Source organism: Pseudomonas paraeruginosa, assembly GCF_003025345.2.
In the GTDB taxonomy this organism is placed as follows: domain Bacteria; phylum Pseudomonadota; class Gammaproteobacteria; order Pseudomonadales; family Pseudomonadaceae; genus Pseudomonas; species Pseudomonas paraeruginosa.
The window spans coordinates 531,730-557,930 of sequence record NZ_CP020560.1 but is presented as its reverse complement, the minus strand read 5'-3'; the positions used below and the strand labels follow the sequence as shown (position 1 = coordinate 557,930).

Sequence of the window (26,201 nt, the reverse complement as noted above, 5' to 3'; positions counted from 1 at the left end):
GCGCCCCACAGGACCAAAACGACGTCCGGAGGCGCATGCGAGGACAGAGGAATCTTCCTGGCGGTCAGGTCCGGCGAGCGCTTTCCGTCGGCCGACCGGCCAGGTAATCGAGCAACTGGAACAGCACCGGCGCCACCTCGCGACAATGCGCGGCCCCCTGGCGGATCCTCCCGGCGCTCTGTACCGCCCCCTCCCGCAGCAGGTCCTGCGGGCAGGCCTCGAGCAGCGCCTCGATGCTCTCCGGCGTGCTTTCCAGGTGACATTGCAGGCCGATCGCCTGCTCGTTCCAGACGAAGCCCTGGTTGGCACAGGCCGCCGAGCCGTAGAGCGGCACGCTGCCAGCCGGCAGGTCGAAGGTCTCGCCATGCCAATGGAACGCCATCAGCTGTTCCGGCAGGCGCTCGCCCAGCGGCGAGCCTAGTGCCTGGCTGTACCTGTGCAGCGGCCACCAGCCGATCTCCGCCTGACGTCCCGGGCGTACCGCGGCACCCAGCGCCTGGGCCAGCAACTGCGCGCCGAGGCAGATGCCGAGGACCTTCTTGCCGGCGTCCAGGGCCGCGCGGATCAAATGCTTCTCCGCTACCAGCCAGGGGTACTCCGCTTCGTCATGGACGCTCATCGGCCCCCCCATCACCACCAGCAGGTCGAAGCTGTCCAGCGCCGGCAGACGGGCGTCTGCGTAGAGGTAGCAGACGTGTTCGTGCGCGCAGTGGCGACCGATCCAGTCGCCGATCCGCGCGCTGCCCTCGAAGGGAACGTGTTGCAGGACCAGGGCTCGCATCAGGCTACCTCCTCGTGGCGGTTGGCGACCCGGGCCAGGGCCCGTTCCAGTCGCCGCAGCATCTCGTCGACGTTGGCCCGGCTGACGGTCAGCGCCGGGGAGAAACGCAGGCAGTGCGGCTGCGGCGCATTGATCAGCAGCCCCTCGCCGAACGCCGCGCGGACCACCGCCGGCGCGCGCTGGCCGATCAGCGGCAGGCCCCAGAACAGGCCCTGGCCGCGCAGCGGGCCATGCCCGTAGCGGCGGGCGACGCGGGCCAGGCCGTCGCGCAGGTGGGTCCCCTGTTCGCGCACCTGCTCCAGGAAGCCCGGCTCCAGCACGGTATTCAACACCGCCAGCCCCGCGGCGGTCATCAGCGCGTTGCCGTGGTGGGTGCCGAGCTGGTCGCCCGGCTCGAAACAGCAGGCATTGCCGCGCGCCAGCAGGGCCGACAGCGGCACCCCGGCGCCGAGGCCCTTGCCGAGGGTGACGATGTCGGCGCGCACGCCGTACAGTTCCTCCGCCAGCAACGCGCCGCAGCGGCCGATGCCGGTCTGCACCTCGTCGAGGATCAGCAGCACGCCGCGCTGCCGGCACAGGCGTTCGATGCCACGCAGGTAGTCGAGGGTCGCCGGGATCACCCCGGCGTCGCCCTGCACCGGCTCCAGCATCACCGCCACGGTCTGCTCGTCGATGGCGCCGGCCATGGCGTCGAGGTCGTTGAACGGCACCCTGGCGAAACCCGCCAGGCCGGGCTCCTGCGGCGCCTGCAAGGCAGGCTTGCCGGAGGCCGGGAGAGCACCGAGGGTGCGGCCATGGATACCGTTGGTGGTGCTGACGATGCGCTGCGCGCCACCGCGGTGCAGGCGGCCCCACTTGCGCGCCAGGGCGATGGCCGCCTCGTTGGCCTCGGCGCCGCTGGTGAGGAAGTAGGCCTGGTCGCTGCCGGTGGCCAGGCACAGGCGCTGCGCCAGGGCCAGCACCGGCTGGTTGAGCAGCCCGGGACCGGCGCTGACCAGTTCGCGCGCCTGCCGGGCCAGGGCCTGGACCAGCACGCTGGGACTGTGGCCCAGGCAGTTCACCGCCAGGCCCTGGGTGAAGTCGAGGAAGGCGCGCCCATCGCTGTCCCACAGCCAGGAACCCTGGCCACGGACGAACACCTGCCCGGGGCGTTCCTGGGTGCGCATCAGGCGCAGGCTATCCAGCGCGTCAGCCATCGATGAGTTCCTCGGTCGCATATTCCACCGCCAGCAGGCGCACGCCCCGCGGCCCCTGCTCCAGTACCCGGCGGCTTTCCCGGCGCGTCTCGAAGCGCAGTTCGAAGCCATCCTCGCTGGGAAAACGCCGGCGCATCAGTTCACGCACCTCGGCGAAGCGCGCGGCGCTGACTTCCATGCGGGCCAGCAACCGACCGGCCTGGCTGAGGGTGATCAGGTAATCGTTCAAGACGCATGCTCCTGGCAAGAGGCCGGACCGCGCAGGCGCGGCCCCCAGTCTTCCACCCGACCGCTGGACAGGCGTTTCGCGGCGGTCTTGCGCCAGCGCTGCGAAAGCGCATCGCAGGCCATCATCTGGCGCAGGCCGAGTGGCTCCAGGGGATCGCCGAAATAGCACTGCAACAGGCGGGCGACGGTCAGTTCCGGATAGTGCCGCTGGACCAGCTTCAGCTCGTCCCGCGGGGTCACCATGCCGCTGCGCAGCACCCGGTAGAACCAGCCGCAACGACCGCCGCTCTGCAGTTCGTCGGGCAATTCGGGGAGATTCCAGCGCTGGCCCTGGCGATAGCAGGGCGAACGCGGTTGGCTCACCTCCAGCAGGGCATCGCCCCAGTGGAACTGGTCGCCGATGCAGACCTCGGCCTCGGTGACGCCGTAGGTGGAGATGTTCTCGCCGAACGCCGGCTGCTGCCATTTGTGCAACGGATGACGCTTGCGCCAGTAGCGGTAGTGCTCCGCGGGATAGTGGTGGAGCGCGCGCTCGAGGCCGCCGTGGTGGCGGATGTCGGCCTGTTCGTCGCCGGGCAGGCCGTCATGGCCCAGCCAGAACTCCCGCTCCAGCGGCAGCCTGTCGATCGCGCTGACCAACCCGCCCCAGGTTTCTTCGACTTTACCTATGAAAACGCCGTTTACGACTATCTGCTCCATTGCTCCGCGACCACCCGATATACCGCCAATGCAGCTAGACTATTGCCTCACGCGGGAACCACTCCATTTCGATTTTCCAGTTTCATCGATAAGAATCACTTATGGATTTTCGTCAGCTCCGCTATTTCGTCGCGCTCTACGAGGAAGGTCACGTCGGCCGCGCCGCCGAACGCCTGGCCCTGTCGCAGCCGGCGCTTTCCCAGCAGATCCGCCAGTTGGAGCAGAACCTGGATGTCTCGCTGTTCCAGCGCAGCGGCAAGCGCCTGCTGCCGACCGTCGCCGCGCACACCCTGTACAACCATGCGGTACCGCTGCTGGAAGGACTGGACCGGGCCCGCGAGGCGATGCGCGTGTTCCGCGGGCAGACCCCGCGCAGCCTGGCGATCGGCGTGCTGCAGACGGTCAACGCCAGCCTGGTGCCGTACATGGTCGAACGCCTGCACGCCGCGCAGCCGCACCTGCGGGTGCAGATCTACGAACTGTCGGGGATCGACATCGAGCGGCGCCTGCTCACCGGCAACCTGGACATCGGCATCGGCTTCCTGCCGCCGCGCCAGCCGGGCCTGCACAGCGTCGAGCTGTACGAGGACGAACTGCAGCTGGTTATCCCCGAGGAACACCCCCTGAAGGAATTCCGCAAGGTCTCCCTGGCCCAGGCTGCGGAACTGCCGATGCTGCTGCTCGGCGAGGAATTTCGCGCCCGGCAGATCTGGCAGGAACAGCTCGCCGCGATCGGCCGCCGGCCACGGGTGCAGGCGGAACTCAACCACATGAGCGGGATCCTCGACAGCCTGCCGCAGACCCGCTTCGCCACGGTGCTGCCGGGCAAGGCGCGGCAGATGCACTCGAACCAGCGGCTGCTGTGGAAGCCGCTGAGCGAACCGCGCATCCCGCTGAAGGTCGGCCTGGTCTACCGCGATGCGCAGCGCCAGCACGCCAGCGTCGAGCTGCTGCGCTCGTTGCTGGAAGGGGTGGTCTGAGCGCGCGGTTTTTCCGGGACAATAAAAAACCCCGCCTTTTGGGCGGGGTTTTGCAGACCTCTATCCTGACATCCGTGCTACGCCACCATCCGTGGTGGATTCCCTGAGTTTCCGTATTGTCTTTGGCGCTTCCTGCGCAATGTCCTGACGGTTTGAAGATTACGCATCTCCGCGAGGAGGAGAAAGCAGCCAAAACCACCGGCGTTTGTAAGCCCTGGCTTACACGCTGTAATAGTTCCGCCCGCCGGACCGACGGCATGCGCCAGTCGCCCCCGCCTTGCCGTGCATCAAGATGACCCGCAGCGCGCCCGCTACAGTGGGCAGTCCCCTCATCACCGCGAGCCTTCCCAGCATGGAATTCCAGCGCGTCCACCAGCAGCTCCTGCAGAGCCACCACCTGTTCGAACCGCTCTCACCCGCCCAGCTCCAGGAGTTGCTCGCCAGCAGCGATCTGGTCAACCTGGACAAGGGCGCCTACGTGTTCCGCCAGGGCGAGCCGGCGCACGCCTTCTACTACCTGATTTCCGGCTGCGTGAAGATCTACCGGCTGACCCCGGAAGGCCAGGAGAAGATTCTCGAGGTGACCAGCGAGCGCAACACCTTCGCCGAGGCGATGATGTTCATGGACACCCCGAACTACGTGGCCACCGCCCAGGCGGTGGTGCCCAGCCAGCTGTTCCGTTTCTCCAACAAGGCCTACCTGCGCCAGTTGCAGGACAACACACCGCTGGCCCTGGCCCTGCTGGCCAAGCTCAGCACCCGCCTGCACCAGCGCATCGACGAGATCGAGACGCTTTCCCTGAAGAACGCCACCCACCGCGTGGTGCGCTACCTGCTGACCCTCGCCGCCCACGCGCCGGGGCAGAACTGCCGGGTGGAGATCCCGGTGGCCAAGCAACTGGTGGCCGGGCACCTGTCGATCCAGCCGGAAACCTTCTCGCGGATCATGCACCGCCTCGGCGACGAGGGCATCATCCGCCTCGACGGCCGCGAGATCAGCATCCTCGACCGCGAGCGCCTGGAGTGCTTCGAGTGAACAGCCTCGCCGCTTGATCGCGATCAAGCGCGCAACGGCCCGTCCGCCGGCAAGCTGGAGGGGTCGAGCCCGCGAGAACGCCCATGCGCCAGTGCCTGTATTGCCTCCATGAAACCGAAGGCGCGGAAAGCGCCTGCGAACAGTGCGGCATGCCGCTGCCCAGCGCCTCCCAGCGCCAGCTCCAGCGCCGCCGGCAGCGGCGCTTCGCCTGGTTCTGCGCCGGGCTGGCGCTGTTCTGCCTGGGCATGATGCTCTGGCTGCCGCGCGATATTCCCTGAAGCGTCTCAGCGGCGCAGGCGCCGATAGAGCTGGAGCAGGCGCTCGGGCAACTGCCCGGCGCGCTCGACCAGTGCGAAGCCGTCGGCGCCGAACAGGTAGGGCAGGTAGTCCGCCGCCTCCCTGTCGATGGTGATGCAGAAGGGCACCAGCCCCTGGCTGCGCGCCTCGATCACCGCCTGGCGGGTGTCCTCGATGCCGTAGCGGCCCTCGTAGCGGTCCAGGTCGTTGGGCTTGCCGTCGCTCAACAGCAACAGCAGGCGACGCTTCTGCGGCTGCCCGCCGAGCACCTGGCTGGCCCGGCGGATCGCCGCGCCCATCCGCGTGTAGTAGCCCGGCGAGAGCGCCAGCACGCGGCCGCGGACCTCGCCGCCGTAGCCTTCGTCGAAATCTTTCAGCACCTGCCAGCGCACCTGCTGCCGGCGCACCGAGGAAAACCCGTACAGCGCGAAGGGGTCGCCCAGCGCCTGCAAGGCCTCGCCGAACAGCAGCAGGCTGTCGACGATGCTGTCGATCACCCGCCGCTGGTCGTCGAGGTAGGCTTCGGTGGACATCGACAGGTCCGCCAGCAACAGGCAGGCGAGGTCGCGCCGGCGCGGCCGCTGTTCGAGGAACAGGCCTGGCTGGGTGGAACCTCCGCGCCGCCGCTCGACCTGGAAGTCGAGCCAGGCATCGAGGTCGATCTCGTCGCCCTGCGGCCGCTGGCGCAGGCGTTGGCGACCGTCGCGCAGGCAGGCGAACTGACGGCGCAGATGCAGCGCGGTCTTCTCCAGGTGCGCCGGCAGGCTGGCGCTGGCCGCGCCGCGCGGCCGCAGCGGTTGCAGCAGCACGTGGTCGGCCAGCAGGCGCTGTTGCCGATAGTCCCACTCGGGCAGCTTCAGCCCGGGGCCGAGCGGCAGGTCATCGTAGTCGGCGGCCGGCAGGTCGAGATCCAGGCGCAGGCCGCCGCCCTTCTGCGTGCGCTGGCGCGACAGCGACAGGTAGTCGAGGTCCTCGGCGACGCGCGCGCCGTCCGGGTCGTCCTCGTCGTCGCTACAGCGGTCCAGGGCCAGGTGCTCCGACCAACTGAGCAGGCTTTCCAGGCGGAACAGCAGCAGGTTGCGTTCGCTGTCGCGCTCTTCGACGCGCTCGGCGCGCTTGCGCGCTCCGCTGCGGGCGACCTGGCGCTTGCCGGCGCCGGCGGCCGCTTCCTCGCCGTCCTCGGCGCTGGCGGAAGGCGTCCAGCGCTCGCCGGGATACAGCCACAGCGGCACCGGCCAGGGCGCCTGCTCGACTCGCGGGAAGCGCTCGACGCTGCCCGGCTCGGCAAGCGCGCGGCGCAGGGCGATTTCCAGTTCGGCATCAGCCGCCGAGCAATCGTCCAGCGACGGGCGCTGGCGCAGATGCGCGGCGACCAGCCGGGCATAGCGCGGGCGCAGCGCCGGATAGGCGTCGAGCAACTGCCGCGCCCAGCGCTGGTTGTCCTGCGCCCAGTGCCGCAGCGGCCCGGCGCTGGCCGCCAGCAGCGCCAGCCAGCGATACAGTTCGCGGTTGAGCTCGGCCTGCGGGTATACCGCCAAGGACTCCGGCAGGCGCAGGCTGTCGCCATTGAACCAGGACACCGGGGCCTGCTCGCAGGTCCCGGCGACCCGCTGCAACCAGGTACGGCGCAGCAGCAGGCGGCGCGCCGGGGTCGCTTCGAGGGCTACCCCCGGAGCGCCGCCGAGCGCCCGGAAGAGCATGCCGAGCGGACGCCGCATGCTCTCCAGGGTCACCCGCGCCGCCTCGAACTCGCCGCTGGCATGGCGGGTGATGAAGCGGTGCCAGTGGGCGCCGACCCATTCCTCCAGCTCGACGGCGAAGGCCATCTCAGGCGGCCGCCTTGCCGCGCCGGAAGCTCAGCAGGTAGGCGACCAGGCCGATGAGGAACACCACGCCGGCGCCTTCGCGCAGCCAGTAGAAGATCGCCAGCTGGTCCTGGGTGGCCATGAAGGTCATCGCCGCGCCGTCCGCCGGCATCCGTTGCAGCCAGACCTGCAGCACCCCGGCCGCGGAGAGGAACAGGGTGATGAACACCATCGCCACGGTCATCAGCCAGAAGCCCCACATCTCCAGGACCTGCGAGCGGTTGTCCATCGCCTCGCCGATCCCGCGCAGGCGCGGCATGGCGTAGGAGATGATGGTCATCACGATCATCGCGTAGGCGCCATAGAAGGCCATGTGGCCGTGGGCGGCGGTGAGCTGGGTGCCGTGGGTGTAGTAGTTCACCGGCGCCAGGGTGTGCATGAAGCCCCAGACTCCCGCGCCGAGGAAGGCCATCACCGTGGTGCCCATGGCCCACAGCGCGACCGCGCGGTTCGGATAGTCGCGACGGCGGCGGTTGATGGTGTTGAAGGCGAACAGCACCATGGCGAAGAACGGCAGCGGCTCCAGCGCCGAGAATACCGAGCCGAGCCACAGCCAGTAGCCGGGCACGCCGATCCAGAAGTAGTGGTGGCCGGTGCCGATGATGCCGCTGATCAGCGCCATGGCGATGATCACGTAGAGCCATTTCTCGATCACCTCGCGGTCGACCCCGGTGATCTTCACCAGCACGAAGGCGAGGATCGCACCCATGATCAGCTCCCACACGCCTTCCACCCACAGGTGCACCACCCACCACCAGTAGAACTTGTCGCGGGTGAGGTTTTCCGGGTTGTAGAAGGAGAACAGGAACAGCAGGGCGAGGCCGATCAGGCCGGTCATCAGGACCATGCTGATGGCGGTCTTGCGCCCGCGCAGCACGGTCATGCCGACGTTGAACAGAAAGCCCAGTGCGACGATCACGATGCCCGCCTTGCTGATGGTCGGCTGTTCGAGGAACTCGCGGCCCATGGTCGGCCACAGTTCGTTGCCGGTGAGCCTGGCCAGGCCGGCGTAGGGCACCAGCAGGTAGCCGAGGACGGTCAGCACGCCGGCGGCGGCGAATACCCAGAACAGGATCCAGGCCAGCCTGGGGCTGTACAGCTCACAGTCGCTCTCCTCCGGCACCAGGTAGTAGGCAGCGCCCATGAAGCCGAACAGCAGCCAGACGATCAGCAGGTTGGTGTGCACCATGCGCGCGACGTTGAAGGGGATCGCCGGGAACAGGAAATCGCCGACCACGTACTGCAGGCCCATGATCAGGCCGAACAGGATCTGCCCGACGAAGAGGACCAGGGCGAACACGAAGTAGGGTTTGGCGACCGCCTGCGAGGCGAATTTCAGGGAGCCATTGGGCGACATCATCAACCCTCCTTGTTCGGCGGCCATTGGTTGGTATCGATCTTCGAGCTCCACTTGAGGAACTCGGCCAGGTCGTCGACCTGCCCTTCGCTGAGATGGAACTGCGGCATGGCGCGGCGGCCCGGCACGTTCAGCGGCTGGATCTTCATCCAGGCCTGGAGGAAGGTGTTGAAGCCCTCCTCGCCGCCACGCCGCCCGACCACGTTGCCCAGCTCCGGCGCGAAGTAGGCGCCCTCGCCGAGCAGGGTGTGGCAGCCGACGCAGTTGTTCTGCTCCCAGACCAGCTTGCCGCGCACCACCGCTTCGCTCATCGCGGCCTCGTTGGTGCGCTCGGGCAGGGTCTTCTCGGTGTGGTAGGTCAGGGCCAGGAACAACAGGATGAAGAACACACTCCCGCCGAAATAGATGTTCCTGGCCATGCCTTTGGTAAAGGTCTCGGACATGCGGCCTCCTGGAATGGGTGGTGCGGCGATTCTAGGAAGCGGCGGCGGCGAACCCGCTTGATGGCAATCAAGATTCCCGAACGATTTACTCAGTTATTCATCCGCGCCAGGTACAGCGCCGCGCCCACCGCCAGGGCCATCAGCAGCGGCCAGGCCAGCAGCAGGCGGCGCCATAGCGCCGGGGCGTGGGCCAGTTCCATGAAGCGCTCGCCGATCAGCCAGCCCTTGGCCACCGCGCAGGCCAGCACCGCCGCCAGCAGCCAGGGAGAGTCGCCGGCGCCGCCCAGCAGCACGCCGGTCACGGCCAGCGCCAGCAACGCCAGCCAGCAGAGAGTCAGGGTTCGCATCGGCGCCTCATTGCAGGACGTAGACCAGCGGGAACAGCAGCACCCAGACCAGGTCGACCATGTGCCAGTAGAGCACGCCCGATTCCAGTCCCGAGCAGGCCTGCGGCGTATGGCGCCGGCGCCAGCAGGCCTGCGCCAGCCAGCCGAGGATCAACAGGCCGAGCAGGACGTGGAGGAAATGGAAGCCGGTCAGGCACCAGTAGAGGGTGAAGAAAGTGTCGTGCTCGATGTCCAGGCCGAGGTCGGCGAGCCGCCCGTACTCGTGCAGCTTCAGGCCGACGTAGACCAGCGCCAGCAGCAGCGCCGCCAGCAACCAGCCGCTCGCCTGGCGCGGCCGCCCGCGGCGCACCGCGTGCACCGCCAGCGCGGCGAGCCAGCCGGAGCTCAGCAGGGCCACGGTCAGCAACAGACCCCAGCGGCTGTCCAGTTGCCCCCGGCCGGCGCGGAACAGCTCCGGCTGCCAGGCCTGGGCGCCGGCGAAGGCCAGCAGCAGCAGGCTGAACACGCTGAGTTCGGCGAGGATGAAGAACCACATCGCCAGGTCGCCGGGCAGGCGCCGCTCGACGGTATCAGCCGACATGGAGATCGACGATGTCCATCAGCGCCGCCACCGTCGCCGGGTCGTCCGAGAGCGGTTCGGCCAGCGCCACCCGGCACGCCTCGCGCGGGTCCATGCCGTCGCCGATGAGGCGCGCGGCGAAGATCAGCAGGCGGGTCGAGGCGACTTCCTCCAGGTCGTGCTGCTCCAGCCGCCGCAGCGCCTGGCCCAACTGCACCAGGCGCTGCGCCAGGGCCTCGGCGCAACCGCTCTCGCCGACCAGGATGCGTGCCTCCTGCTGCGCCGCCGGGTAGTCGAAGCGCAACGCGACGAAGCGCTGCCGGGTGCTGGGCTTCAGGCCCTTGAGCAGGTTCTGGTAGCCGGGGTTGTAGGACACCACCAGCATGAACGAAGGCGGCGCCCGCAGCGTCTCGCCGGTGCGCTCCAGGTACAGCTCGCGGCGGTCGTCGGCCAGCGGGTGGATGGCGACCGTGGTGTCCTGGCGCGCCTCCACCACTTCGTCCAAGTAGCAGATACCGCCTTCGCGCACCGCGCGGGTCAGCGGGCCGTCCTGCCACCAGGTGCCGTCGGCGCCGATCAGGTGGCGCCCGAGCAGGTCGGCGGCGCCCAGGTCGTCGTGGCAGGCGACGCTGTACAACGGCAGTTCCAGGCGCCGCGCCATGTGCTGGACGAAGCGGGTCTTGCCGCAACCGGTGGGGCCCTTGAGCAGCACCGGCAGGCCATGCCGCCAGGCGCGCTCGAAGACGTCGATCTCATGGCCGGTGGCCTCGTAGAAAGGTATCGCGTCCCGCATGTCCTACTCCTGCGCTAGGGATTAGGACCGCACGCTATTCACAGTTGGAAGGTGCCACAAGCGCAAAGCACCGCAATCTTGATTCCGGTCAAGCAAGGGTAAAGACCCTGCTTTCTATGATCCTTTCGCGCCATGAATTCCCGGGAGTTCCCGACGCAGCCACCCCCAAAACACTGCTAAGGGAGCGCCTCGCAGGGCTCCTGAGGAGATAGACCATGCCATTTGGCAAGCCACTGGCGGGCACCCTGCTCGCCTCGCTGACGCTGCTGGGCCTGGCCACCGCTCACGCCAAGGACGACATGCAAGCAGCCGCGCAATATCAGGGTGCCGCTTCCGCCGTCGATCCCGCTCACGTGGTGCGCACCAACGGTGCTCCCGACATGAGTGAAAGCGAGTTCAACGAGGCCAAGCAGATCTACTTCCAACGCTGTGCCGGCTGCCACGGCGTCCTGCGCAAGGGCGCCACCGGCAAGCCGCTGACCCCGGACATCACCCAGCAACGCGGCCAGCAATACCTGGAAGCGCTGATCACCTACGGCACCCCGCTGGGCATGCCGAACTGGGGCAGTTCCGGCGAGCTGAGCAAGGAACAGATCACCCTGATGGCCAAGTACATCCAGCACACCCCGCCGCAACCGCCGGAGTGGGGTATGCCGGAGATGCGCGAATCGTGGAAGGTGCTGGTGAAGCCGGAGGACCGGCCGAAGAAACAGCTCAACGACCTCGACCTGCCCAACCTGTTCTCGGTGACCCTGCGCGACGCCGGGCAGATCGCCCTGGTCGACGGCGACAGCAAGAAGATCGTCAAGGTCATCGATACCGGCTATGCCGTGCACATCTCGCGGATGTCCGCCTCCGGCCGCTACCTGCTGGTGATCGGCCGCGACGCGCGGATCGACATGATCGACCTGTGGGCCAAGGAGCCGACCAAGGTCGCCGAGATCAAGATCGGCATCGAGGCGCGCTCGGTGGAAAGCTCCAAGTTCAAGGGCTACGAGGACCGCTACACCATCGCCGGCGCCTACTGGCCGCCACAGTTCGCGATCATGGACGGCGAGACCCTGGAACCGAAGCAGATCGTCTCCACCCGCGGCATGACCGTGGACACCCAGACCTACCACCCGGAACCGCGCGTGGCGGCGATCATCGCCTCCCACGAGCACCCCGAGTTCATCGTCAACGTGAAGGAGACCGGCAAGGTCCTGCTGGTCAACTACAAGGACATCGACAACCTCACCGTCACCAGCATCGGTGCGGCGCCGTTCCTCCACGACGGCGGCTGGGACAGCAGCCACCGCTACTTCATGACCGCCGCCAACAACTCCAACAAGGTTGCCGTGATCGACTCCAAGGACCGTCGCCTGTCGGCCCTGGTCGACGTCGGCAAGACCCCGCACCCGGGGCGTGGCGCCAACTTCGTGCATCCCGAGTACGGCCCGGTGTGGAGCACCAGCCACCTGGGCGACGGCAGCATCTCGCTGATCGGCACCGATCCGAAGAACCATCCGCAGTACGCCTGGAAGAAAGTCGCCGAACTACAGGGCCAGGGCGGCGGCTCGCTGTTCATCAAGACCCATCCGAAGTCCTCGCACCTCTACGTCGACACCACCTTCAACCCCGACGCCAGGATCAGCCAGAGCGTCGCGGTGTTCGACCTGAAGAACCTCGACGCCAGGTACCAGGTGCTGCCGATCGCCGAATGGGCCGATCTCGGCGAAGGCGCCAAGCGGGTGGTGCAGCCCGAGTACAACAAGCGCGGCGACGAAGTCTGGTTCTCGGTGTGGAACGGCAAGAACGACACCTCCGCGCTGGTGGTGGTGGACGACAAGACCCTGAAGCTCAAGGCCGTGGTCAAGGACCCGCGGCTGATCACCCCGACCGGCAAGTTCAACGTCTACAACACCCAGCACGACGTGTACTGAGACCCGCGTGCGGGGCACGCCCCGCACGCTCCCCCCTACGAGGAACCGTGATGAAACCGTACGCACTGCTTTCGCTGCTCGCCACCGGCACCCTGCTCGCCCAGGGCGCCTGGGCCGAAGCCCCCGAAGTGCTGTTCAAGAACAAGGGCTGCGTGGCCTGCCATGCGATCGACACCAAGATGGTCGGCCCGGCCTACAAGGACGTCGCCGCCAAGTTCGCCGGCCAGGCCGGCGCCGAAGCGGAACTCGCGCAGCGGATCAAGAACGGCAGCCAGGGCGTCTGGGGCCCGATCCCGATGCCGCCGAACGCGGTCAGCGACGACGAGGCGCAGACCCTGGCGAAATGGGTCCTGTCGCAGAAATGAACGCCCCTCCGGACTTCCGGCGCGCCGCCAGCCACGCCTTGTGGCTGGCCCTCGCGCTGACGTTCGCCTGTCCACTTCAGGGCCTGGCCGACGAGCATCCCGATGCCCGTCGCCAGGCCCAGTTGCGTCACCTGCTGTTGCAGGACTGCGGCTCCTGCCACGGCCTGCGCCTGACCGGCGGCCTCGGCCCGGCGCTGACCCCCGAGGCCCTGCGCGGCAAGCCGCGCGAATCGCTGGTCGCCACCGTGCTCATGGGCCGCCCGCAAACCCCGATGCCCCCCTGGGCCGGCCTGCTCAGCGAAGACGACGCCGGCTGGCTGGTGGACCGCCTGATCGAAGGAGAGATCGCCCCATGAACCTGCGTCCCCTCGTGCCGCTTTTCCTCGCTCTGCTCGCCGGCTGTAGCCAGCAGCCGCCCTTGCGCGGCAGCGGCGACCTCGGCGTGCTGATCGAACGCGCCGACGGCAGCGTGCAGATCCTCGACGGCACGGCGAAGACCTCGCTGGCGCGGGTCGAAGGCCTCGGCGACCTGTCCCACGCCTCCCTGGTGTTCTCCCGCGACCAGCGCTACGCCTACGTATTCGGTCGCGACGGCGGCCTGACCAGGCTCGATCTGCTGGCCCAGCGCATCGACAAGCGCCTGATCCAGGGCGGCAACAGCATCGGCGGAGCGATCAGCCAGGACGGTCGGCTGGTCGCGGTATCCAACTACGAGCCGGGCGGGGTCAAGGTGTTCGACAGCCGCACCCTGGAGCTGGTCGCCGAGATTCCCGCCACCCGCCTCCCCGGCCAGGACAGGAACTCCCGGGTGGTCGGCCTGGTCGACGCGCCGGGGCAGCGTTTCGTGTTCAGCCTGTTCGACAGCGGCGAGATCTGGATCGCCGACTTCAGCCAGGGCGACACGCCGCGTCTGACCCGCTTCCGCGATGTCGGCAAGCAGCCCTACGACGCCCTCATCAGCCCCGACGGGCGCTACTACATGGCCGGCCTGTTCGGCGAGGACGGCATGGCGCAGCTCGACCTCTGGCACCCGGAGCGCGGCGTCAGGCGCGTACTCGGCGACTACGGCCGCGGCCAGCGCAAGCTGCCGGTGTACAAGATGCCGCACCTGGAGGGCTGGACCATCGCCAGCGACCAGGCCTTCGTCCCGGCGGTCGGCCATCACCAGGTGCTGGTGCTCGACGCGCGCGACTGGAAGCAGACCGACGCCATCGATGTCGCCGGCCAGCCGGTGTTCGTCATGACCCGCCCGGACGACCGGCAGATCTGGGTCAACTTCGCCTACCCGGACAACGACAAGGTGCAGGTCATCGACAGCGAGACCCACGAGGTGATCGAGACCCTGCGCCCCGGCCCCGGCGTACTGCACATGGAATTCAGCGGGCGCGGCGACCAGGTCTGGATCTCCGTGCGCGACGCCGACCAGGTGCAGGTCTGGGACCCGTACCGCCTGGAGCGCATCGGCAGCCTTCCGGCCCGCAGCCCGAGCGGCATCTTCTTCAGCCACCGCGCCCAGCACATCGGACTCTAGGAGGCACCATGGACGACCTCTCCCGCCGCCTCCTCGCCCGCTACCAGAAAGGCCTGCCGATCTGCGCGGAACCCTATCGGCGGATGGCCGAAACCCTGGGTTGCAGCGAAGCCGAGGTGCTCGAACGGCTGCGTCGCCTGGAAGCCGACGGCGCGTTGTCGCGGGTCGGCCCGGTGCTCCGCCACCAGCGCGCCGGGGCCAGCACCCTGGCTGCCCTGGCGGTGCCCGAGGAACGTCTGCAACGGGTCGCCGAGCGCATCAGCCAGTACGCCGAGGTGAACCACAACTACCAGCGCGAACACCACTACAACCTGTGGTTCGTGCTCACCGCCGGCGACCGCGCGCAACTCGACCGGGTACTGGCGGAGATCGCCGCCGACACCGGCCTGCAACCTCTCGACCTGCCGATGCAGGAAGCCTACTGCATCGACCTCGCGTTTCCCCTGGAGGCCAGCCGATGAATCCTGTCGAACCCCTCGCCGCGCCGCAGCGACAACACCTGCGCTACCTGCTGGAACAGGGCCTGCCGCTGGCCAGCCGGCCCTATCGGGTGCTCGCCGAACGCATCGGTGCCGGCGAAGACGAAGTGCTGGAACAGGTCCGCCGCTGGGACGAAGACGGCCTGTTCCGCCGCTTCGGGGTGATCATCCACCACCGCGCCCTGGGCTATACCGCCAACGCCATGCTGGTGCTCGATGTCGCCGACGCGGAGGTCGACGCCGTCGGCCGCGCCCTCGCCCACGAGTCGATCGTCTCGCTCTGTTACCGGCGCCCGCGTCGCCTGCCGATGTGGCCATACAACCTGTTCTGCATGATCCACGGCCGCGAGCGCTGCGAAGTGGAACGCCAGATCGCGGCCCTGCTGGAGCGCCACGACCTGCGCCAGGCACCGCACCGCTGGCTGTTCAGCCTGCGCGCCTACAAGCAGTGCGGCGGCCGCTACACCGCGCCGCCGTCCGGCCTGGAGCGCCGCCATGGATGAGCTCGACCGGCGCCTGCTGAACCGCCTGCAACACGGCCTGCCGCTGGAGCCGCGCCCCTATGCGCTGCTCGCCGGCGAACTGGATTGCCGCGAGGAAGACATCCTGCGCCGCCTCGACGACCTGCTCGACGACGGCACCCTGACCCGCTTCGGTCCGCTGTTCGACATCGAGCCCCTCGGCGGCGCCTTCACCCTGGCCGCCATGAGCGTGCCGGAGGCGCGTTTCGAAGAGCTCGCCGCGCTGCTCGCCGGCTGGCCGCAGGTCGCCCACAACTACCGTCGCGAGCACGCCCTGAACATGTGGCTGGTGGTCGCCTGCGACAGCCCGGCGGAGGTCGCCGAGACCCTGGCGCGGCTGGAGCGCGAGAGCGGGCTGGCGGTACTCGACCTGCCCAAGGAGGCGACCTACCATGTCGGCCTGCATTTCCCCCTCTGACGCCCTGCTCGCCCGCCGCCTGATCGAACTGACCCAGGCCGGCCTGCCGCTGGTCGCCGACCCTTGGGCGTGGATCGCCGCGCAACTGCGGCTGAGCGAGGCGGAGACCCTGGCGCTGCTGAAGCGCCTGCGCGACGCCGGGGTGATCCGGCGCATCGCCGCGGTGCCCAACCACTATCGCCTTGGCTACCGGCACAACGGCATGACCGTCTGGGACGTCGCCGACGAACGCATCGAACGCCTCGGCCGGCTGGTAGGCGGGCTGTCCTTCGTCAGCCATTGCTACCGGCGCCCGCGCCATCTGCCGCAGTGGCGCTACAACCTGTTCGCCATGGTCCACGGCCGCAGCGAAGCGGAGATCGAAGGCTACCGCCAGCAGATCCGCCTGCTGCTCGGCGAGGACTGTCGCGCCGACGAGATGCTGGTGAGCAGCCGCATCCTGAAGAAGACCGGCCTGCGCCTGGCGCAGAAGGAGGAACGTCCATGCTGAGGATCAGCCATTACCTGCGCAGCCTCGCCGAGGACGCGCCGACGCCGCGCCGCGCCGGCGGCAGGCGCGCCCCGGTGGTGATCTGGAACCTGCTGCGGCGCTGCAACCTGACCTGCAAGCACTGTTACTCCACCTCCGCCGACAGCGACTTCCGTGGCGAGCTGGAGACCGCGGAAATCCTTCGCGGCATCGACGACCTGCGCGCCGCCGGAGTGCGCGTGCTGATCCTCTCCGGCGGCGAGCCGCTGATGCACCCGGACCTCTTCGAGATCGCCGCCCATGCGCGCCAGGCCGGGATGTTCGTGGCGCTGTCGAGCAACGGTACGCTGATCGACGAAGGCAACATCCAGCGCGTCGCCGAGGCCCGCTTCGACTACGTCGGCATCAGCCTCGACGGCCTGCGCGAGACCCACGACCGCTTCCGCCAGAAGCAGGGCAGCTTCGACGCCGCGCTGGCGGCCATGCGCCTGTGCCGCGAGGCGGATATCCGCGTCGGCATGCGCACCACCCTGACCGAGGAGAACGCCGCGCAACTACCGGCACTGCTCGACCTGATGCGCGAACTCGACGTGCAGAAGTTCTACCTCTCGCACCTCAACTACAGTGGCCGCGGCCGCCGCAGCCGCGCCCTCGACGCCCACCACCGGCGCACCCGCGAGGCCCTCGCGCTGCTCTTCGAACGGGCCGACGAGGACATCCGGCAGGGGCGCGACAGCGACTTCGTCACCGGCAACAACGACGCCGACGCAATCCTTCTCCTCGACTGGCTCAAGCGCCGCCGCCCGCAGCAACTGGCGCGTCTCTGCGAGCTGCTGCTGGACTGGGGCGGCAACGCCTCGGGCGAGGGCATCGCCAACATCGACAACACCGGCGAGGTGCATCCGGACAGCTACTGGTGGCACCACAGCGTCGGCAACATCCGCCATCAGCGCTTCGCCGACTTCTGGTTCGAGCGCCCCGACCCGCTGCTCCTGCAACTGCGCCAGCGCCCGCGACCGGTGGTCGGGCGCTGCAGCCAATGCCGCTGGCTGGACATCTGCAACGGCAACACCCGCACCCGCGCCTGGGCCGGCGGAGAACTCTGGGGCGAAGACCCCGGCTGCTACCTCAGCGATCAGGAAATCGGCCTCGAGCGCATCGCGCTGCACGCCGTCTAAGGAAAGCCTCATGAACACTACCGTGATTCCGCCGTCCCTCCTCGATGTCGATTTCCCTGCCGGCAGCGTCGCCCTGGTCGGCGCCGGCCCCGGCGATCCGGGCCTGCTCACCCTGCGCGCCTGGGCCCTGCTGCAACAGGCCGAGGTGGTGGTCTACGACCGCCTGGTCGCCCGCGAGCTGGTCGCCCTGCTGCCGGAAAGCTGCCAGCGCATCTACGTCGGCAAGCGTTGCGGCCACCACAGCCTGCCGCAGGAAGAAATCAACGAGCTGCTGGTGCGCCTGGCCCGGCAGCAACGCCGGGTGGTACGCCTGAAGGGCGGCGACCCGTTCATCTTCGGTCGCGGCGCCGAGGAGCTGGAGCGCCTGCTCGAAGCCGGCGTCGACTGCCAGGTGGTCCCCGGCGTCACCGCCGCCTCCGGTTGCAGTACCTACGCCGGCATCCCGCTGACCCACCGCGACCTGGCCCAGTCCTGCACCTTCGTCACCGGCCACCTGCAGAACGATGGCCACCTCGACCTCGACTGGACCGGCCTGGCGCGCGGCAGGCAGACCCTGGTGTTCTACATGGGCCTGGGCAACCTCGCCGAGATCGCCGCGCGCCTGGTCGAGCACGGCCTCCCCGGCGACACCCCGGCAGCGCTGGTCAGCCAGGGTACCCAGGCGCGCCAGCAAGTGACCCGCGGCCCCCTCGCGGAACTGCCGGCGCTGGCGCGGCGCTACCAGTTGCAACCGCCGACCCTGATCGTCGTCGGCCAGGTGGTCGGACTTTTCGCCGAGCGCGAGATGCCGCGGCCGTCGTGCCTGAACGCCGCTCCGGCGAGCAGCGGCGAGGCCAGCGCATGCGCCTGACCGGCCTCGCCCTCGGCCTGCTCCTGCTCCCACTGGCGCAGGCCGCCGAGCCCAGGGGAGAGGCGCTCTACCGTCAGCACTGCCAGGCCTGCCACGGCGCCGAGCGGCTCGGCGGCAGCGGCCCGACGCTGCTCCCGGAAAGCCTGTCGCGCCTGAAGCCGGCGCAGGCCCGCGAGGTGATCCTGCATGGCCGTCCGGCGACCCAGATGGCCGGTTTCGCCGGCCAGCTGGACGAGGCCGGTGCGGATGCCCTGGTCGCCTATCTCTACCAGGCGCCGTCGCACGCGCCGCACTGGAGCGCGGAGGATATCCGCGCCAGCCGCGTGCAACCCCATCCCCTCGCCACGCTGCCGGCCACGCCACGCTTCCAGGCCGACCCGCTGAACCTGTTCGTGGTGGTGGAATCCGGCGACCACCACGTGAGCATCCTCGACGGCGATCGCTTCGCGCCCATCGCCCGCTTCCCCTCGCGCTACGCCCTGCACGGAGGTCCGAAGTTCTCCCCGGACGGGCGCCTGGTGTACTTCGCCTCGCGCGACGGCTGGGTGACCCTCTACGACCTGTACAACCTGAAGGTGGTCGCCGAGGTCCGCGCCGGGCTCAACACGCGCAACCTGGCGGTTAGCGACGACGGGCGCTGGGTGCTGGTGGGCAACTACCTGCCCGGCAACCTGGTGCTGCTGGACGCCCGCGACCTGTCCCTGGTGCAGGTCATCCCGGCGGCCGACGCCCAGGGCCAGGCCTCGCGGGTCAGCGCGGTATACACGGCACCGCCACGGCACAGCTTCGTGGTCGCCCTGAAGGACGTCCACGAGCTGTGGGAGCTGCCCTATGCCAACGGCAAGCCGGTCGCGCCGAAACGGCTGGCGGTGGCCGACTACCTCGACGACTTCTCCTTCAGCCCCGACTACCGCTACCTGCTGGGCAGTTCGCGGCAGGCCAGGGGCGGCGAGGTGATCGAGCTGGACAGCGGCGCACGGGTCGCCTCGATCCCGCTGTCGGGCATGCCGCACCTCGGCTCGGGCATCTACTGGAAGCGCGACGGACGCTGGGTGTTCGCCACGCCGAACATCAGCCGCGGGGTGATCTCGGTGATCGACCTGCAAAACTGGAAGCCGTTGAAGGAAATCGCCACCGACGGCCCCGGCTTCTTCATGCGCAGCCATGCCGACTCGCCCTACGCCTGGACCGATACCTTCCTTGGCAAGAAACACGACGAGATCCTCCTGATCGACAAGCAGACCCTGGAAATCGCCCATCGCCTGCGCCCCAGCCCGGGCAAGGTGGCCGGCCACGTCGAGTTCACCCGCGACGGCCGCTACGCCCTGCTCAGCGTCTGGGACCGCGACGGCGCGCTGGTGGTCTACGACGCGCACAGCCTGGAGGAAGTGAAGCGACTGCCGATGAACAAGCCGTCGGGCAAGTACAACGTCGGCAACAAGATCGGCTATGCGGAGGGAACCTCGCATTGAGGCGCGGGCGAGACACCATCCACGGAGGTTCCGCCTCCCCCGCGACGAACCGCGACAACCCTGTCCCATCACGGCACGAGAAAAACCACGGGAATGGCGGATAACCGCAAGCGGCTATTCGCCCTACCATCCGCCCTGCGCGAGGAGCCGTAGGGCGCATAACGCCAACGGCGTTATCCGCCGACCACACAGCGCCCAGAAAAAAGCCCCGCATCGCGGGGCTTTCCGTCACAGGCGCCAGGCCTCAGAACTGCTCGGCGTCCAGCAGGTACAGCGATTCGCTGCCGGCGCGCACGGAGGCGCTCAGGGAATGGATGCGCGGCAGCAGGCGGGCGAAGTAGAAGCGCGCGGTACCCAGCTTGCTGGCGTAGAAGTCGTCCTCGCCCTGCTTGGCCAGCGCGATGCGCGCCATCAACGCCCACATGTAGGCGTAGGCCGTATAGCCGAACACGTGCAGGTATTCGACCGACGCGGCGCCGATCTCGTTGGGGTTGCCCTTGGCGCGGTCGAGCAGCCAGGCGGTCAGCTCTTCCAGGTTCTCCACGGCGGCCGCCAGCGGCTTGCTGAACTCGCCCAGGGTCTCGTCGGCGGAAGCGACGAAGGCCTTGATCTCGTCGGTGAAGTGACGGGAGAAGGCGCCGCCGCTGCCGATCACCTTGCGTCCCACCAGGTCGAGCGCCTGGATGCCGTTGGTGCCTTCGTAGATCTGGGTGATGCGACAGTCGCGCACCAGTTGCTCCTGGCCCCATTCGCGGATGAAGCCGTGGCCGCCGAAGATCTGCTGGCCATGGAGGGTGGTTTCCAGCCCCATGTCGGTGAGGAATGCCTTGGCCACCGGGGTCAGCAGCGCCACCAGTTCTTCCGCGCGCTTGCGGGTGACCGCGTCTTCGCTGTACTTGGCGGTGTCCAGCTGCATCGCGACGTAGCTGGAGAAGGCGCGGCCGCCTTCGTTCAGCGCCTTCATGGTGAGCAGCATGCGGCGCACGTCGGGGTGCACGATGATCGGGTCGGCGGCCTTGTCCTTGGCCACCGGGCCGGTCGGCGCGCGGCTCTGGATACGCTCGCGGGCATATTCGATGGCGCTCTGGTAGGAGCGCTCGCCGGTGGCCAGGCCCTGGATGCCGACACCCAGCCGCTCGTAGTTCATCATGGTGAACATCGCCGCCAGGCCCTTGTTGACCTCGCCCACCAGCCAACCGGTGGCGCCGTCGAAGTTCATCACGCAGGTGGCCGAGGCCTTGATCCCCATCTTGTGCTCGATGGAGCCGCAACCCAGGCTGTTCCTCTCGCCCAGCGAGCCGTCGGCGTTGACCAGCACCTTCGGCACCAGGAACAGCGAGATGCCCTTCGGCCCGGCCGGGGCGTCGGGCAGCTTGGCCAGCACCAGGTGGATGATGTTCTCGGTCAGGTCATGCTCGCCGCCGGTGATGAAGATCTTGGTCCCGCTGATCTTGTAGGAGCCGTCGGCCTGCGGCTCGGCCCTGGTGCGGATGATGCCCAGGTCGGTGCCGGCATGCGGCTCGGTCAGGCACATGGAACCGGCCCAGGTGCCGGCGTACATGTTCGGCAGGTACTTGTCCTTCAGCTCGTCGCTGGCATGGGCATTGAGCGCCAGGCAGGCGCCGGCGGTCAGCATCGGGTACAGGCCGAACGACAGGTTGGCCGAGTTGACCAGTTCCTCGACCTGCGCCGAGATCACCTTGGGCATGCCCATGCCGCCATAGGCCGGATCGCCGCCGACGCCGACCCAGCCGCCTTCGGCGTAGGTCCGGTAGGCCTCGGGGAAGCCGGCCGGGGTGCTCACCGCGCCCGCGTTCCACTGGCAGCCTTCCTCGTCGCCCGGACGGTTCAGCGGGGCGATGGTACCGGCGGTGACCTTGCCGGCCTCTTCGAGGATCGCCGCGGCGGTCTCGGCGTCGACCACGTCGGCCAGCGCCGGCAGTTGCGCCCAGAGCCGGGAAACCTCGAACACCTCATTGAGGACGAAGCGCATGTCGCGCAGCGGTGCTTTGTAATCAGCCATGTGGGGGAATCCTCGATCGTACCGATCGCCGGCCGGGGGCCAGCGGCAACAAAATGGAGGCACGAAAGGCGTGCCGCGGCCGAGTCTACACCACCAACATTTCGGACTTGTAGCGTCACGTCGTGACCGATAAGTCCACGCCGGTCTTCCATGCGACAGGCATGAAAAAGCCCGCTTTTCGCGGGCTCGAGCGAGCTCGCCGGGAATACGACGGCCCCGATGAAGGCAGGAAAACCGGGACAAGCAGCGCCACGCCTGCCCCGGCAGCCGCTAGAGCGAAAACTGCTCCGCCGACAGGCTCATCAGGCCCGCCGCGCCGGCCTGGATCGCCGCGGCATGCGCCGCGCTGCGCGGCAGCAGGCGACTGAAGTAGAAGTCGGCGGTGGCCAGCTTGGCTTCGTGGAACGCGGCCTCGCCGCTGCCGGCATCCAGCTTCTCGCGCGCCACCAGGGCGATGCGCAGCCAGAAATAGGCAAGGGTCACGTAGCCGGAGAACATCAGGTAGTCCACCGAGGCGGCGCCCACTTCGTCGGCATTCTTCATCGCCGCCAGACCCACCTGCTGGGTCAGCTCGCCCCACTGCGCGTTCAGCGCCGCCAGTTGCGCGACCTGTCCCTTCAGTTGCGGGTGCCCGGCCTGGGCCTGGCACAACTGGTGGACCAGTTTGGTGAAACCGCGCAACAGCTTGCCCTGGCTGCCTAGTACCTTGCGGCCGAGCAGGTCCAGAGCCTGGATGCCGTTGGTGCCTTCGTAGATCTGCGCGATGCGGCAATCGCGGACCAACTGCTCCATGCCCCACTCGCGGATGTAGCCGTGGCCACCGTAGACCTGCATGCCGAGGTTGGTCACCTCTTGCCCGGTCTCGGTCATGAAGGCCTTGCAGATCGGCGTCAGGAAGGCCAGCAGGTCGGCGGCCCGCTCGCGCTCGGCGGCGTCCTGCGACAGGTGCTCGGTGTCGAGCAACTGGGCGGTGAAGTAGGCCAGCGCGCGGTTGCCTTCGTTGAACGCCTTCATGGTCAGCAGCATGCGCCGCACGTCGGGGTGCACGATGATCGGGTCGGCCGGCTTGTCCGGCGCCTTCGGCCCGCTCAGCGAGCGCATCTGCAAGCGCTCCCGGGCATAGCGCACGGCGCCCTGGTAGCTGGTCTCGCCAAGGCACAGGCCCTGCATGCCGGTGCCCAGGCGGGCGTGGTTCATCATGGTGAACATGCAGTGCAGGCCCTTGTTCGGCTCGCCGATCAGATAACCGGTGGCGCCATCGAAGTTCATCACGCAGGTGGCCGAGGCCTTGATCCCCATCTTGTGCTCGATGGAACCACAGGAGACCGCGTTGCGCGCGCCCACGTTGCCTTCGGCGTCGGGGAGGAACTTCGGCACGATGAACAGCGAGATACCCTTGGTCCCGGCCGGCGCATCGGGCAGCTTGGCCAGCACCAGGTGGACGATGTTCTCGCTCAGGTCGTGCTCGCCGGCGGAGATGAAGATCTTCGTCCCGCTGATCGCATGGCTGCCGTCGGCGTTCGGCACCGCGCGGGTCTTGATGATGCCCAGGTCGGTGCCGCAGTGCGGCTCGGTCAGGCACATGGTGCCGGTCCAGGTGCCGGCGGTCATGCGCGGCAGGTAGGTGTCCTTCTGCGCCTGGCTGCCGTGGGCGTGGATCGCCGACATCGCACCGCGGGTCAGGCCCGGGTACATGCCCCAGGAGACGTTGCTGGCGCCGATCATCTCGCTGAGCAGCAGTCCCAGCGAGTGCGGCAGGCCCTGGCCGCCGTAGGCGGGATCGCTGGCGACACCGTTCCAGCCACCCTCGACGTACTGCGCATAGGCTTCCTTGAAACCCTTGGGCGTGGTCACCGCGCCGTTGTCGAAGTGGCAGCCCTCTTCGTCACCGGAACGGTTCAGCGGCGCCAGCACCTGCTCGCAGAACTTCGAACCCTCCTCGAGGATCGCCGCCACCATGTCCGGGGTCGCATCGCTGGCGCCCAGCGCCTGGTAGTGTCCATGGAAGTCGAATACGTCATCGATCAGGAAGCGCACATCGCGCAGCGGAGCCTTGTATTCCGGCATCTCTGTTCTCCTCGGCAGGGGCGCCCGGCAGGCGCGGATCCCTCGAAGCTACTGCGCCGGGCAGGCGGCGACAATCACGCTGCGGGCGCTGAATGCAACGCCATAACCCCGAGGTCGGGCAGCCAGGATGCAGCGGAACGCGGGCATGAAAAAGCCCGCCGAAGGGCGGGCTCTTCCATGCCTGGGGAACGGGCCGCCAGCGGCCCGTGCCATCAGTAACCGAGGGCGAAATCTTCCTCGGCCATCTCCATCAGGTTGTTGGCGCCGGACAGCATGGCGGCGACGTGGGCGCGGGTACGCGGCAGGATGCGCTGGAAGTAGAAGCGCGCGGTCTGCAGCTTGGCCTTGTAGAAGGCTTCCTCGCCGGTGCCGGCGGCCAGCTTCTCGGCGGCCAGGCGCGCCATGTCGGCCCAGAAGTAGGCCAGGCAGGCGTAGCCGGAGTACATCAGGTAGTCCACCGAAGCGGCGCCGACTTCCTCGCGATCCTTCATGGCGGCCATGCCGACCTTCATGGTCAGGTCGCCCCACTCCTTGTTCAGCTGCGCCAGCGGGGCGACGAATTCCTTGACGGCTTCGTTGGCTTCGTTGGCCTGGCAGAACTTGTGCACGATCTTGGTGAAGCCCTTCAGTGCCTCGCCCTGGGTCATCAGCACCTTGCGCCCCAGCAGGTCGAGGGCCTGAACGCCGGTGGTGCCTTCGTACAGCATCGAGATGCGGCTGTCGCGGACGTTCTGCTCCATGCCATGCTCGGCGATGAACCCGTGGCCGCCGTAGATCTGCACGCCGTGGTTGGCGGATTCGAAGCCGACTTCGGTCATGAACGCCTTGGCGATCGGGGTGAGGAAGGCCAGCATCGAATCGGCGGCCTTCTTCTGCTCCTCGTCCTGGCTGCGCTGGACGATGTCGACCTGCTTGGCGGCGAAGTACAGCATCGCGCGGTTGCCTTCGGCGAACGCCTTCATGGTCAGCAGCATGCGGCGCACGTCGGGATGCACGATGATCGGGTCGGCGGGCTTCTCGGGCGCCTTCGGCCCGGTCAGCGAACGCATCTGCAGACGCTCGCGGGCATAGGCGATGCCGCCCTGGAAACCGACTTCGGCATGGGCCAGGCCTTGCAGCGCGGTACCCAGGCGAGCGGTGTTCATGAAGGTGAACATGCAGTTCAGGCCCTTGTTCGGCGGGCCGATCAGGAAGCCGGTGGCGGCGTCGAAGTTCATCACGCAGGTGGCGTTGCCGTGGATGCCCATCTTGTGCTCGATGGAGCCGCAGGAAACCGCGTTGCGCTCGCCGGCGTTGCCTTCGGCGTTGGGCAGGAACTTCGGCACGATGAACAGCGAGATGCCCTTGGTGCCCTGCGGAGCGTCGGGCAGGCGGGCCAGGACGATATGGACGATGTTGTCGGCCATGTCGTGCTCACCGGCGGAGATGAAGATCTTGGTGCCGGTGACCTTGTAGCTGCCGTCGGCCTGCGGCTCGGCCTTGGTGCGCAGCATGCCCAGGTCGGTGCCGCAGTGCGGCTCGGTCAGGCACATGGTGCCGGTCCACTCGCCGGAGACCAGCTTGGTCAGGTAGGTCGCCTGCTGCTCGGCGGTGCCGTGGGCGTGCAGGGTATTCATGGCGCCATGGGACAGGCCCGGGTACATGCCCCAGGACCAGTTGGCCTGGCCGACCATCTCGCTGATGGCCAGGCCGAGGGATTCCGGCAGGCCCTGGCCGCCGTGCTCGACGTCATGGGCCAGGCTCGGCCAGCCGCCTTCGACGAACTGCTGGTAGGCTTCCTTGAAGCCGCTCGGGGTCTTCACCCCCTCGGCGCTCCAGGTGCAGCCCTCCAGGTCGCCGACGCGGTTCAGCGGAGCGATCACCTGTTCGCAGAACTTCGCACCTTCCTCGAGGATGGCGTTGACCATGTCGGGAGTCGCGTCTTCGGCGCCCGGCAGGCTCTGGTAGTGCGCTTCGTAGCCCAGCAGCTCGTCGCGAACGAAACGGATATCACGCAAGGGGGCCTTGTAATCAGGCATAGCAGTCAACCTCTACGAAGGGTTCTGGTTAATCGGCGACCGGACGGATGTCCAGGAGTCTGCGGTCGCAGTACGGGATCGTTCCCGGTCGCCTTTGCCGGACGCACTCATGCGTCCCGACTCTCAAACAGGCGTTTGAAACATACGTTTACGCCAATCCCTTGTCAAGCATCCGAACCGACCGCCCGGTCATGCCCGGAAATCGCTGGCCGCCCCGGTATCCCGGGCGGTTTCGTCTGGTTCGGTGAAGCCCATGGCGAAGCGCCCGGCAGGCGCCTGCAGCGGCCGGGTGACAGTCGGAAAAGCG

Annotated in this window: 27 protein-coding genes; 14 read left to right on the top strand and 13 right to left on the bottom strand. The window is 68.2% G+C overall.

Going from position 1 to position 26,201, the window contains the following annotated elements; genetic code table 11:
- Window positions 1–64: 64 nt before the first annotated feature.
- The 4 genes from B7D75_RS02670 to B7D75_RS02655 are packed head-to-tail and all read right to left on the bottom strand — an operon-like array spanning window position 65 to window position 2,904.
- Window positions 65–781: a type 1 glutamine amidotransferase gene (locus tag B7D75_RS02670; protein ID WP_003157099.1), complete on the bottom strand. Its 717-nt coding sequence runs from the start codon at window positions 779–781 to the stop codon at window positions 65–67.
- Complete coding sequence (locus B7D75_RS02665; RefSeq protein ID WP_033999557.1) at window positions 781–1,977, bottom strand: aspartate aminotransferase family protein; 1,197 nt, start codon at window positions 1,975–1,977, stop codon at window positions 781–783. Before B7D75_RS02665 ends, B7D75_RS02670 begins: the two co-directional genes overlap by 1 nt.
- Window positions 1,970–2,206, bottom strand: coding sequence for a hypothetical protein (locus tag B7D75_RS02660; RefSeq protein ID WP_003157330.1), 237 nt, complete (start codon window positions 2,204–2,206; stop codon window positions 1,970–1,972). Before B7D75_RS02660 ends, B7D75_RS02665 begins: the two co-directional genes overlap by 8 nt.
- Window positions 2,203–2,904, bottom strand: coding sequence for an MOSC domain-containing protein (locus B7D75_RS02655; protein WP_012074090.1), 702 nt, complete (start codon window positions 2,902–2,904; stop codon window positions 2,203–2,205). The genes B7D75_RS02660 and B7D75_RS02655 overlap by 4 nt, the downstream gene beginning before the upstream one ends.
- Window positions 2,905–3,005: 101 nt before the next feature.
- Here B7D75_RS02655 and B7D75_RS02650 point away from each other — a divergent pair, with 101 nt between their 5' ends.
- From B7D75_RS02650 to B7D75_RS02640, 3 genes are all read left to right on the top strand, one after another.
- Window positions 3,006–3,884 (top strand): LysR family transcriptional regulator, encoded by an 879-nt coding sequence (locus B7D75_RS02650; RefSeq protein ID WP_107113719.1) that lies wholly within the window; start codon window positions 3,006–3,008, stop codon window positions 3,882–3,884.
- A 352-nt stretch (window positions 3,885–4,236) separates the two neighbouring features.
- Window positions 4,237–4,920 carry a transcriptional regulator Dnr gene (gene dnr / locus B7D75_RS02645; protein WP_003157327.1) on the top strand — a complete coding sequence of 228 codons (684 nt, stop codon included), beginning with the start codon at window positions 4,237–4,239 and terminating at the stop codon, window positions 4,918–4,920.
- 83 nt (window positions 4,921–5,003) lie between these two features.
- Window positions 5,004–5,198, top strand: coding sequence for a hypothetical protein (locus tag B7D75_RS02640; RefSeq protein ID WP_034080875.1), 195 nt, complete (start codon window positions 5,004–5,006; stop codon window positions 5,196–5,198).
- Between the two features lie 6 nt (window positions 5,199–5,204).
- Here the strand turns inward: B7D75_RS02640 and B7D75_RS02635 are convergent, their stop codons facing one another.
- The 6 genes from B7D75_RS02635 to nirQ all read right to left on the bottom strand — a co-directional run bounded on the left by B7D75_RS02635 (window position 5,205) and on the right by nirQ (window position 10,581).
- Window positions 5,205–7,043, bottom strand: coding sequence for a nitric oxide reductase activation protein NorD (locus B7D75_RS02635; protein ID WP_107113718.1), 1,839 nt, complete (start codon window positions 7,041–7,043; stop codon window positions 5,205–5,207).
- A 1-nt stretch (window position 7,044) separates the two neighbouring features.
- Window positions 7,045–8,442: a nitric-oxide reductase subunit NorB gene (gene norB, locus B7D75_RS02630; RefSeq protein WP_003157077.1), complete on the bottom strand. Its 1,398-nt coding sequence runs from the start codon at window positions 8,440–8,442 to the stop codon at window positions 7,045–7,047.
- Window positions 8,442–8,882 carry a nitric oxide reductase subunit NorC gene (norC, locus tag B7D75_RS02625; RefSeq protein WP_003157079.1) on the bottom strand — a complete coding sequence of 147 codons (441 nt, stop codon included), beginning with the start codon at window positions 8,880–8,882 and terminating at the stop codon, window positions 8,442–8,444. Before norC ends, norB begins: the two co-directional genes overlap by 1 nt.
- Before the next feature lie 89 nt (window positions 8,883–8,971).
- Window positions 8,972–9,229, bottom strand: a complete 258-nt coding sequence (locus tag B7D75_RS02620; protein ID WP_003113239.1) for a cytochrome C oxidase subunit IV family protein — start codon at window positions 9,227–9,229, stop codon at window positions 8,972–8,974.
- A gap of 7 nt (window positions 9,230–9,236) precedes the next feature.
- A complete protein-coding gene (locus B7D75_RS02615) occupies window positions 9,237–9,764 on the bottom strand; it encodes a cytochrome c oxidase subunit 3 (RefSeq protein WP_074197210.1) in 528 nt (175 codons plus the stop codon).
- A 34-nt stretch (window positions 9,765–9,798) separates the two neighbouring features.
- Window positions 9,799–10,581, bottom strand: a complete 783-nt coding sequence (gene nirQ, locus B7D75_RS02610) for a transcriptional regulator NirQ (RefSeq protein ID WP_043098968.1) — start codon at window positions 10,579–10,581, stop codon at window positions 9,799–9,801.
- A 215-nt stretch (window positions 10,582–10,796) separates the two neighbouring features.
- Here nirQ and nirS point away from each other — a divergent pair, with 215 nt between their 5' ends.
- Genes nirS through nirN form a run of 11 tightly spaced genes read left to right on the top strand, consistent with a single transcriptional unit; the run spans window position 10,797 to window position 19,786 of the window.
- Window positions 10,797–12,503 carry a nitrite reductase gene (gene nirS, locus B7D75_RS02605; protein ID WP_107113717.1) on the top strand — a complete coding sequence of 569 codons (1,707 nt, stop codon included), beginning with the start codon at window positions 10,797–10,799 and terminating at the stop codon, window positions 12,501–12,503.
- A gap of 50 nt (window positions 12,504–12,553) precedes the next feature.
- Window positions 12,554–12,868 (top strand): cytochrome C-551, encoded by a 315-nt coding sequence (gene nirM, locus B7D75_RS02600; protein WP_012074083.1) that lies wholly within the window; start codon window positions 12,554–12,556, stop codon window positions 12,866–12,868.
- Entirely contained in the window at window positions 12,865–13,224 is a 360-nt protein-coding gene (gene nirC, locus B7D75_RS02595) for a cytochrome c55X (protein WP_034080870.1), read from the top strand. Before nirM ends, nirC begins: the two co-directional genes overlap by 4 nt.
- Window positions 13,221–14,399, top strand: coding sequence for a heme d1 biosynthesis protein NirF (gene nirF, locus B7D75_RS02590; protein ID WP_107113716.1), 1,179 nt, complete (start codon window positions 13,221–13,223; stop codon window positions 14,397–14,399). The genes nirC and nirF overlap by 4 nt, the downstream gene beginning before the upstream one ends.
- A gap of 8 nt (window positions 14,400–14,407) precedes the next feature.
- Window positions 14,408–14,860 carry an AsnC family transcriptional regulator gene (locus B7D75_RS02585; protein ID WP_003157622.1) on the top strand — a complete coding sequence of 151 codons (453 nt, stop codon included), beginning with the start codon at window positions 14,408–14,410 and terminating at the stop codon, window positions 14,858–14,860.
- Window positions 14,857–15,381: a siroheme decarboxylase subunit beta gene (gene ahbB, locus B7D75_RS02580; protein WP_107113715.1), complete on the top strand. Its 525-nt coding sequence runs from the start codon at window positions 14,857–14,859 to the stop codon at window positions 15,379–15,381. Before B7D75_RS02585 ends, ahbB (B7D75_RS02580) begins: the two co-directional genes overlap by 4 nt.
- Complete coding sequence (locus B7D75_RS02575) at window positions 15,374–15,817, top strand: Lrp/AsnC family transcriptional regulator (protein ID WP_107113714.1); 444 nt, start codon at window positions 15,374–15,376, stop codon at window positions 15,815–15,817. Before ahbB (B7D75_RS02580) ends, B7D75_RS02575 begins: the two co-directional genes overlap by 8 nt.
- On the top strand, window positions 15,792–16,307 hold the full coding sequence (gene ahbB / locus B7D75_RS02570) for a siroheme decarboxylase subunit beta (protein ID WP_003084858.1): 516 nt from the start codon (window positions 15,792–15,794) through the stop codon (window positions 16,305–16,307). The genes B7D75_RS02575 and ahbB (B7D75_RS02570) overlap by 26 nt, the downstream gene beginning before the upstream one ends.
- On the top strand, window positions 16,301–17,464 hold the full coding sequence (gene nirJ / locus B7D75_RS02565) for a heme d1 biosynthesis radical SAM protein NirJ (protein ID WP_003106109.1): 1,164 nt from the start codon (window positions 16,301–16,303) through the stop codon (window positions 17,462–17,464). Before ahbB (B7D75_RS02570) ends, nirJ begins: the two co-directional genes overlap by 7 nt.
- Window positions 17,465–17,474: 10 nt before the next feature.
- Window positions 17,475–18,314 carry a uroporphyrinogen-III C-methyltransferase gene (gene cobA, locus B7D75_RS02560; RefSeq protein WP_107113713.1) on the top strand — a complete coding sequence of 280 codons (840 nt, stop codon included), beginning with the start codon at window positions 17,475–17,477 and terminating at the stop codon, window positions 18,312–18,314.
- Complete coding sequence (gene nirN, locus B7D75_RS02555; protein ID WP_107113712.1) at window positions 18,305–19,786, top strand: dihydro-heme d1 dehydrogenase; 1,482 nt, start codon at window positions 18,305–18,307, stop codon at window positions 19,784–19,786. The genes cobA and nirN overlap by 10 nt, the downstream gene beginning before the upstream one ends.
- Window positions 19,787–20,030: 244 nt before the next feature.
- On the opposite strand, the gene B7D75_RS02550 is transcribed toward nirN, so the two are convergent.
- From B7D75_RS02550 to B7D75_RS02535, 3 genes are all read right to left on the bottom strand, one after another.
- Window positions 20,031–21,809: an acyl-CoA dehydrogenase C-terminal domain-containing protein gene (locus B7D75_RS02550; RefSeq protein WP_107113711.1), complete on the bottom strand. Its 1,779-nt coding sequence runs from the start codon at window positions 21,807–21,809 to the stop codon at window positions 20,031–20,033.
- A 270-nt stretch (window positions 21,810–22,079) separates the two neighbouring features.
- Window positions 22,080–23,876, bottom strand: a complete 1,797-nt coding sequence (locus B7D75_RS02540) for an acyl-CoA dehydrogenase C-terminal domain-containing protein (RefSeq protein WP_107113710.1) — start codon at window positions 23,874–23,876, stop codon at window positions 22,080–22,082.
- 212 nt (window positions 23,877–24,088) lie between these two features.
- The gene (locus B7D75_RS02535) at window positions 24,089–25,894 is read right to left on the bottom strand and encodes a phenylacyl-CoA dehydrogenase (RefSeq protein ID WP_003153352.1); all 1,806 of its coding nucleotides are present in this window, start codon (window positions 25,892–25,894) and stop codon (window positions 24,089–24,091) included.
- Window positions 25,895–26,201: the final 307 nt, after the last annotated feature.

Bases quoted from the DNA above. Each gene is read 5' to 3' on its own strand.
- B7D75_RS02670 (WP_003157099.1), bottom strand. From the start codon at position 781: ATGCGAGCCCTGGTCCTGCAACACGTTCCCTTCGAGGGCAGCGCGCGG.
- B7D75_RS02665 (WP_033999557.1), bottom strand. From the start codon at position 1,977: ATGGCTGACGCGCTGGATAGCCTGCGCCTGATGCGCACCCAGGAACGC.
- B7D75_RS02655 (WP_012074090.1), bottom strand. From the start codon at position 2,904: ATGGAGCAGATAGTCGTAAACGGCGTTTTCATAGGTAAAGTCGAAGAA.
- B7D75_RS02650 (WP_107113719.1), top strand. From the start codon at position 3,006: ATGGATTTTCGTCAGCTCCGCTATTTCGTCGCGCTCTACGAGGAAGGT.
- dnr (WP_003157327.1), top strand. From the start codon at position 4,237: ATGGAATTCCAGCGCGTCCACCAGCAGCTCCTGCAGAGCCACCACCTG.
- B7D75_RS02640 (WP_034080875.1), top strand. From the start codon at position 5,004: ATGCGCCAGTGCCTGTATTGCCTCCATGAAACCGAAGGCGCGGAAAGC.
- B7D75_RS02635 (WP_107113718.1), bottom strand. From the start codon at position 7,043: ATGGCCTTCGCCGTCGAGCTGGAGGAATGGGTCGGCGCCCACTGGCAC.
- norB (WP_003157077.1), bottom strand. From the start codon at position 8,442: ATGATGTCGCCCAATGGCTCCCTGAAATTCGCCTCGCAGGCGGTCGCC.
- norC (WP_003157079.1), bottom strand. From the start codon at position 8,882: ATGTCCGAGACCTTTACCAAAGGCATGGCCAGGAACATCTATTTCGGC.
- B7D75_RS02620 (WP_003113239.1), bottom strand. From the start codon at position 9,229: ATGCGAACCCTGACTCTCTGCTGGCTGGCGTTGCTGGCGCTGGCCGTG.
- B7D75_RS02615 (WP_074197210.1), bottom strand. From the start codon at position 9,764: ATGTGGTTCTTCATCCTCGCCGAACTCAGCGTGTTCAGCCTGCTGCTG.
- nirQ (WP_043098968.1), bottom strand. From the start codon at position 10,581: ATGCGGGACGCGATACCTTTCTACGAGGCCACCGGCCATGAGATCGAC.
- nirS (WP_107113717.1), top strand. From the start codon at position 10,797: ATGCCATTTGGCAAGCCACTGGCGGGCACCCTGCTCGCCTCGCTGACG.
- nirM (WP_012074083.1), top strand. From the start codon at position 12,554: ATGAAACCGTACGCACTGCTTTCGCTGCTCGCCACCGGCACCCTGCTC.
- nirC (WP_034080870.1), top strand. From the start codon at position 12,865: ATGAACGCCCCTCCGGACTTCCGGCGCGCCGCCAGCCACGCCTTGTGG.
- nirF (WP_107113716.1), top strand. From the start codon at position 13,221: ATGAACCTGCGTCCCCTCGTGCCGCTTTTCCTCGCTCTGCTCGCCGGC.
- B7D75_RS02585 (WP_003157622.1), top strand. From the start codon at position 14,408: ATGGACGACCTCTCCCGCCGCCTCCTCGCCCGCTACCAGAAAGGCCTG.
- ahbB (WP_107113715.1), top strand. From the start codon at position 14,857: ATGAATCCTGTCGAACCCCTCGCCGCGCCGCAGCGACAACACCTGCGC.
- B7D75_RS02575 (WP_107113714.1), top strand. From the start codon at position 15,374: ATGGATGAGCTCGACCGGCGCCTGCTGAACCGCCTGCAACACGGCCTG.
- ahbB (WP_003084858.1), top strand. From the start codon at position 15,792: ATGTCGGCCTGCATTTCCCCCTCTGACGCCCTGCTCGCCCGCCGCCTG.
- nirJ (WP_003106109.1), top strand. From the start codon at position 16,301: ATGCTGAGGATCAGCCATTACCTGCGCAGCCTCGCCGAGGACGCGCCG.
- cobA (WP_107113713.1), top strand. From the start codon at position 17,475: ATGAACACTACCGTGATTCCGCCGTCCCTCCTCGATGTCGATTTCCCT.
- nirN (WP_107113712.1), top strand. From the start codon at position 18,305: ATGCGCCTGACCGGCCTCGCCCTCGGCCTGCTCCTGCTCCCACTGGCG.
- B7D75_RS02550 (WP_107113711.1), bottom strand. From the start codon at position 21,809: ATGGCTGATTACAAAGCACCGCTGCGCGACATGCGCTTCGTCCTCAAT.
- B7D75_RS02540 (WP_107113710.1), bottom strand. From the start codon at position 23,876: ATGCCGGAATACAAGGCTCCGCTGCGCGATGTGCGCTTCCTGATCGAT.
- B7D75_RS02535 (WP_003153352.1), bottom strand. From the start codon at position 25,894: ATGCCTGATTACAAGGCCCCCTTGCGTGATATCCGTTTCGTTCGCGAC.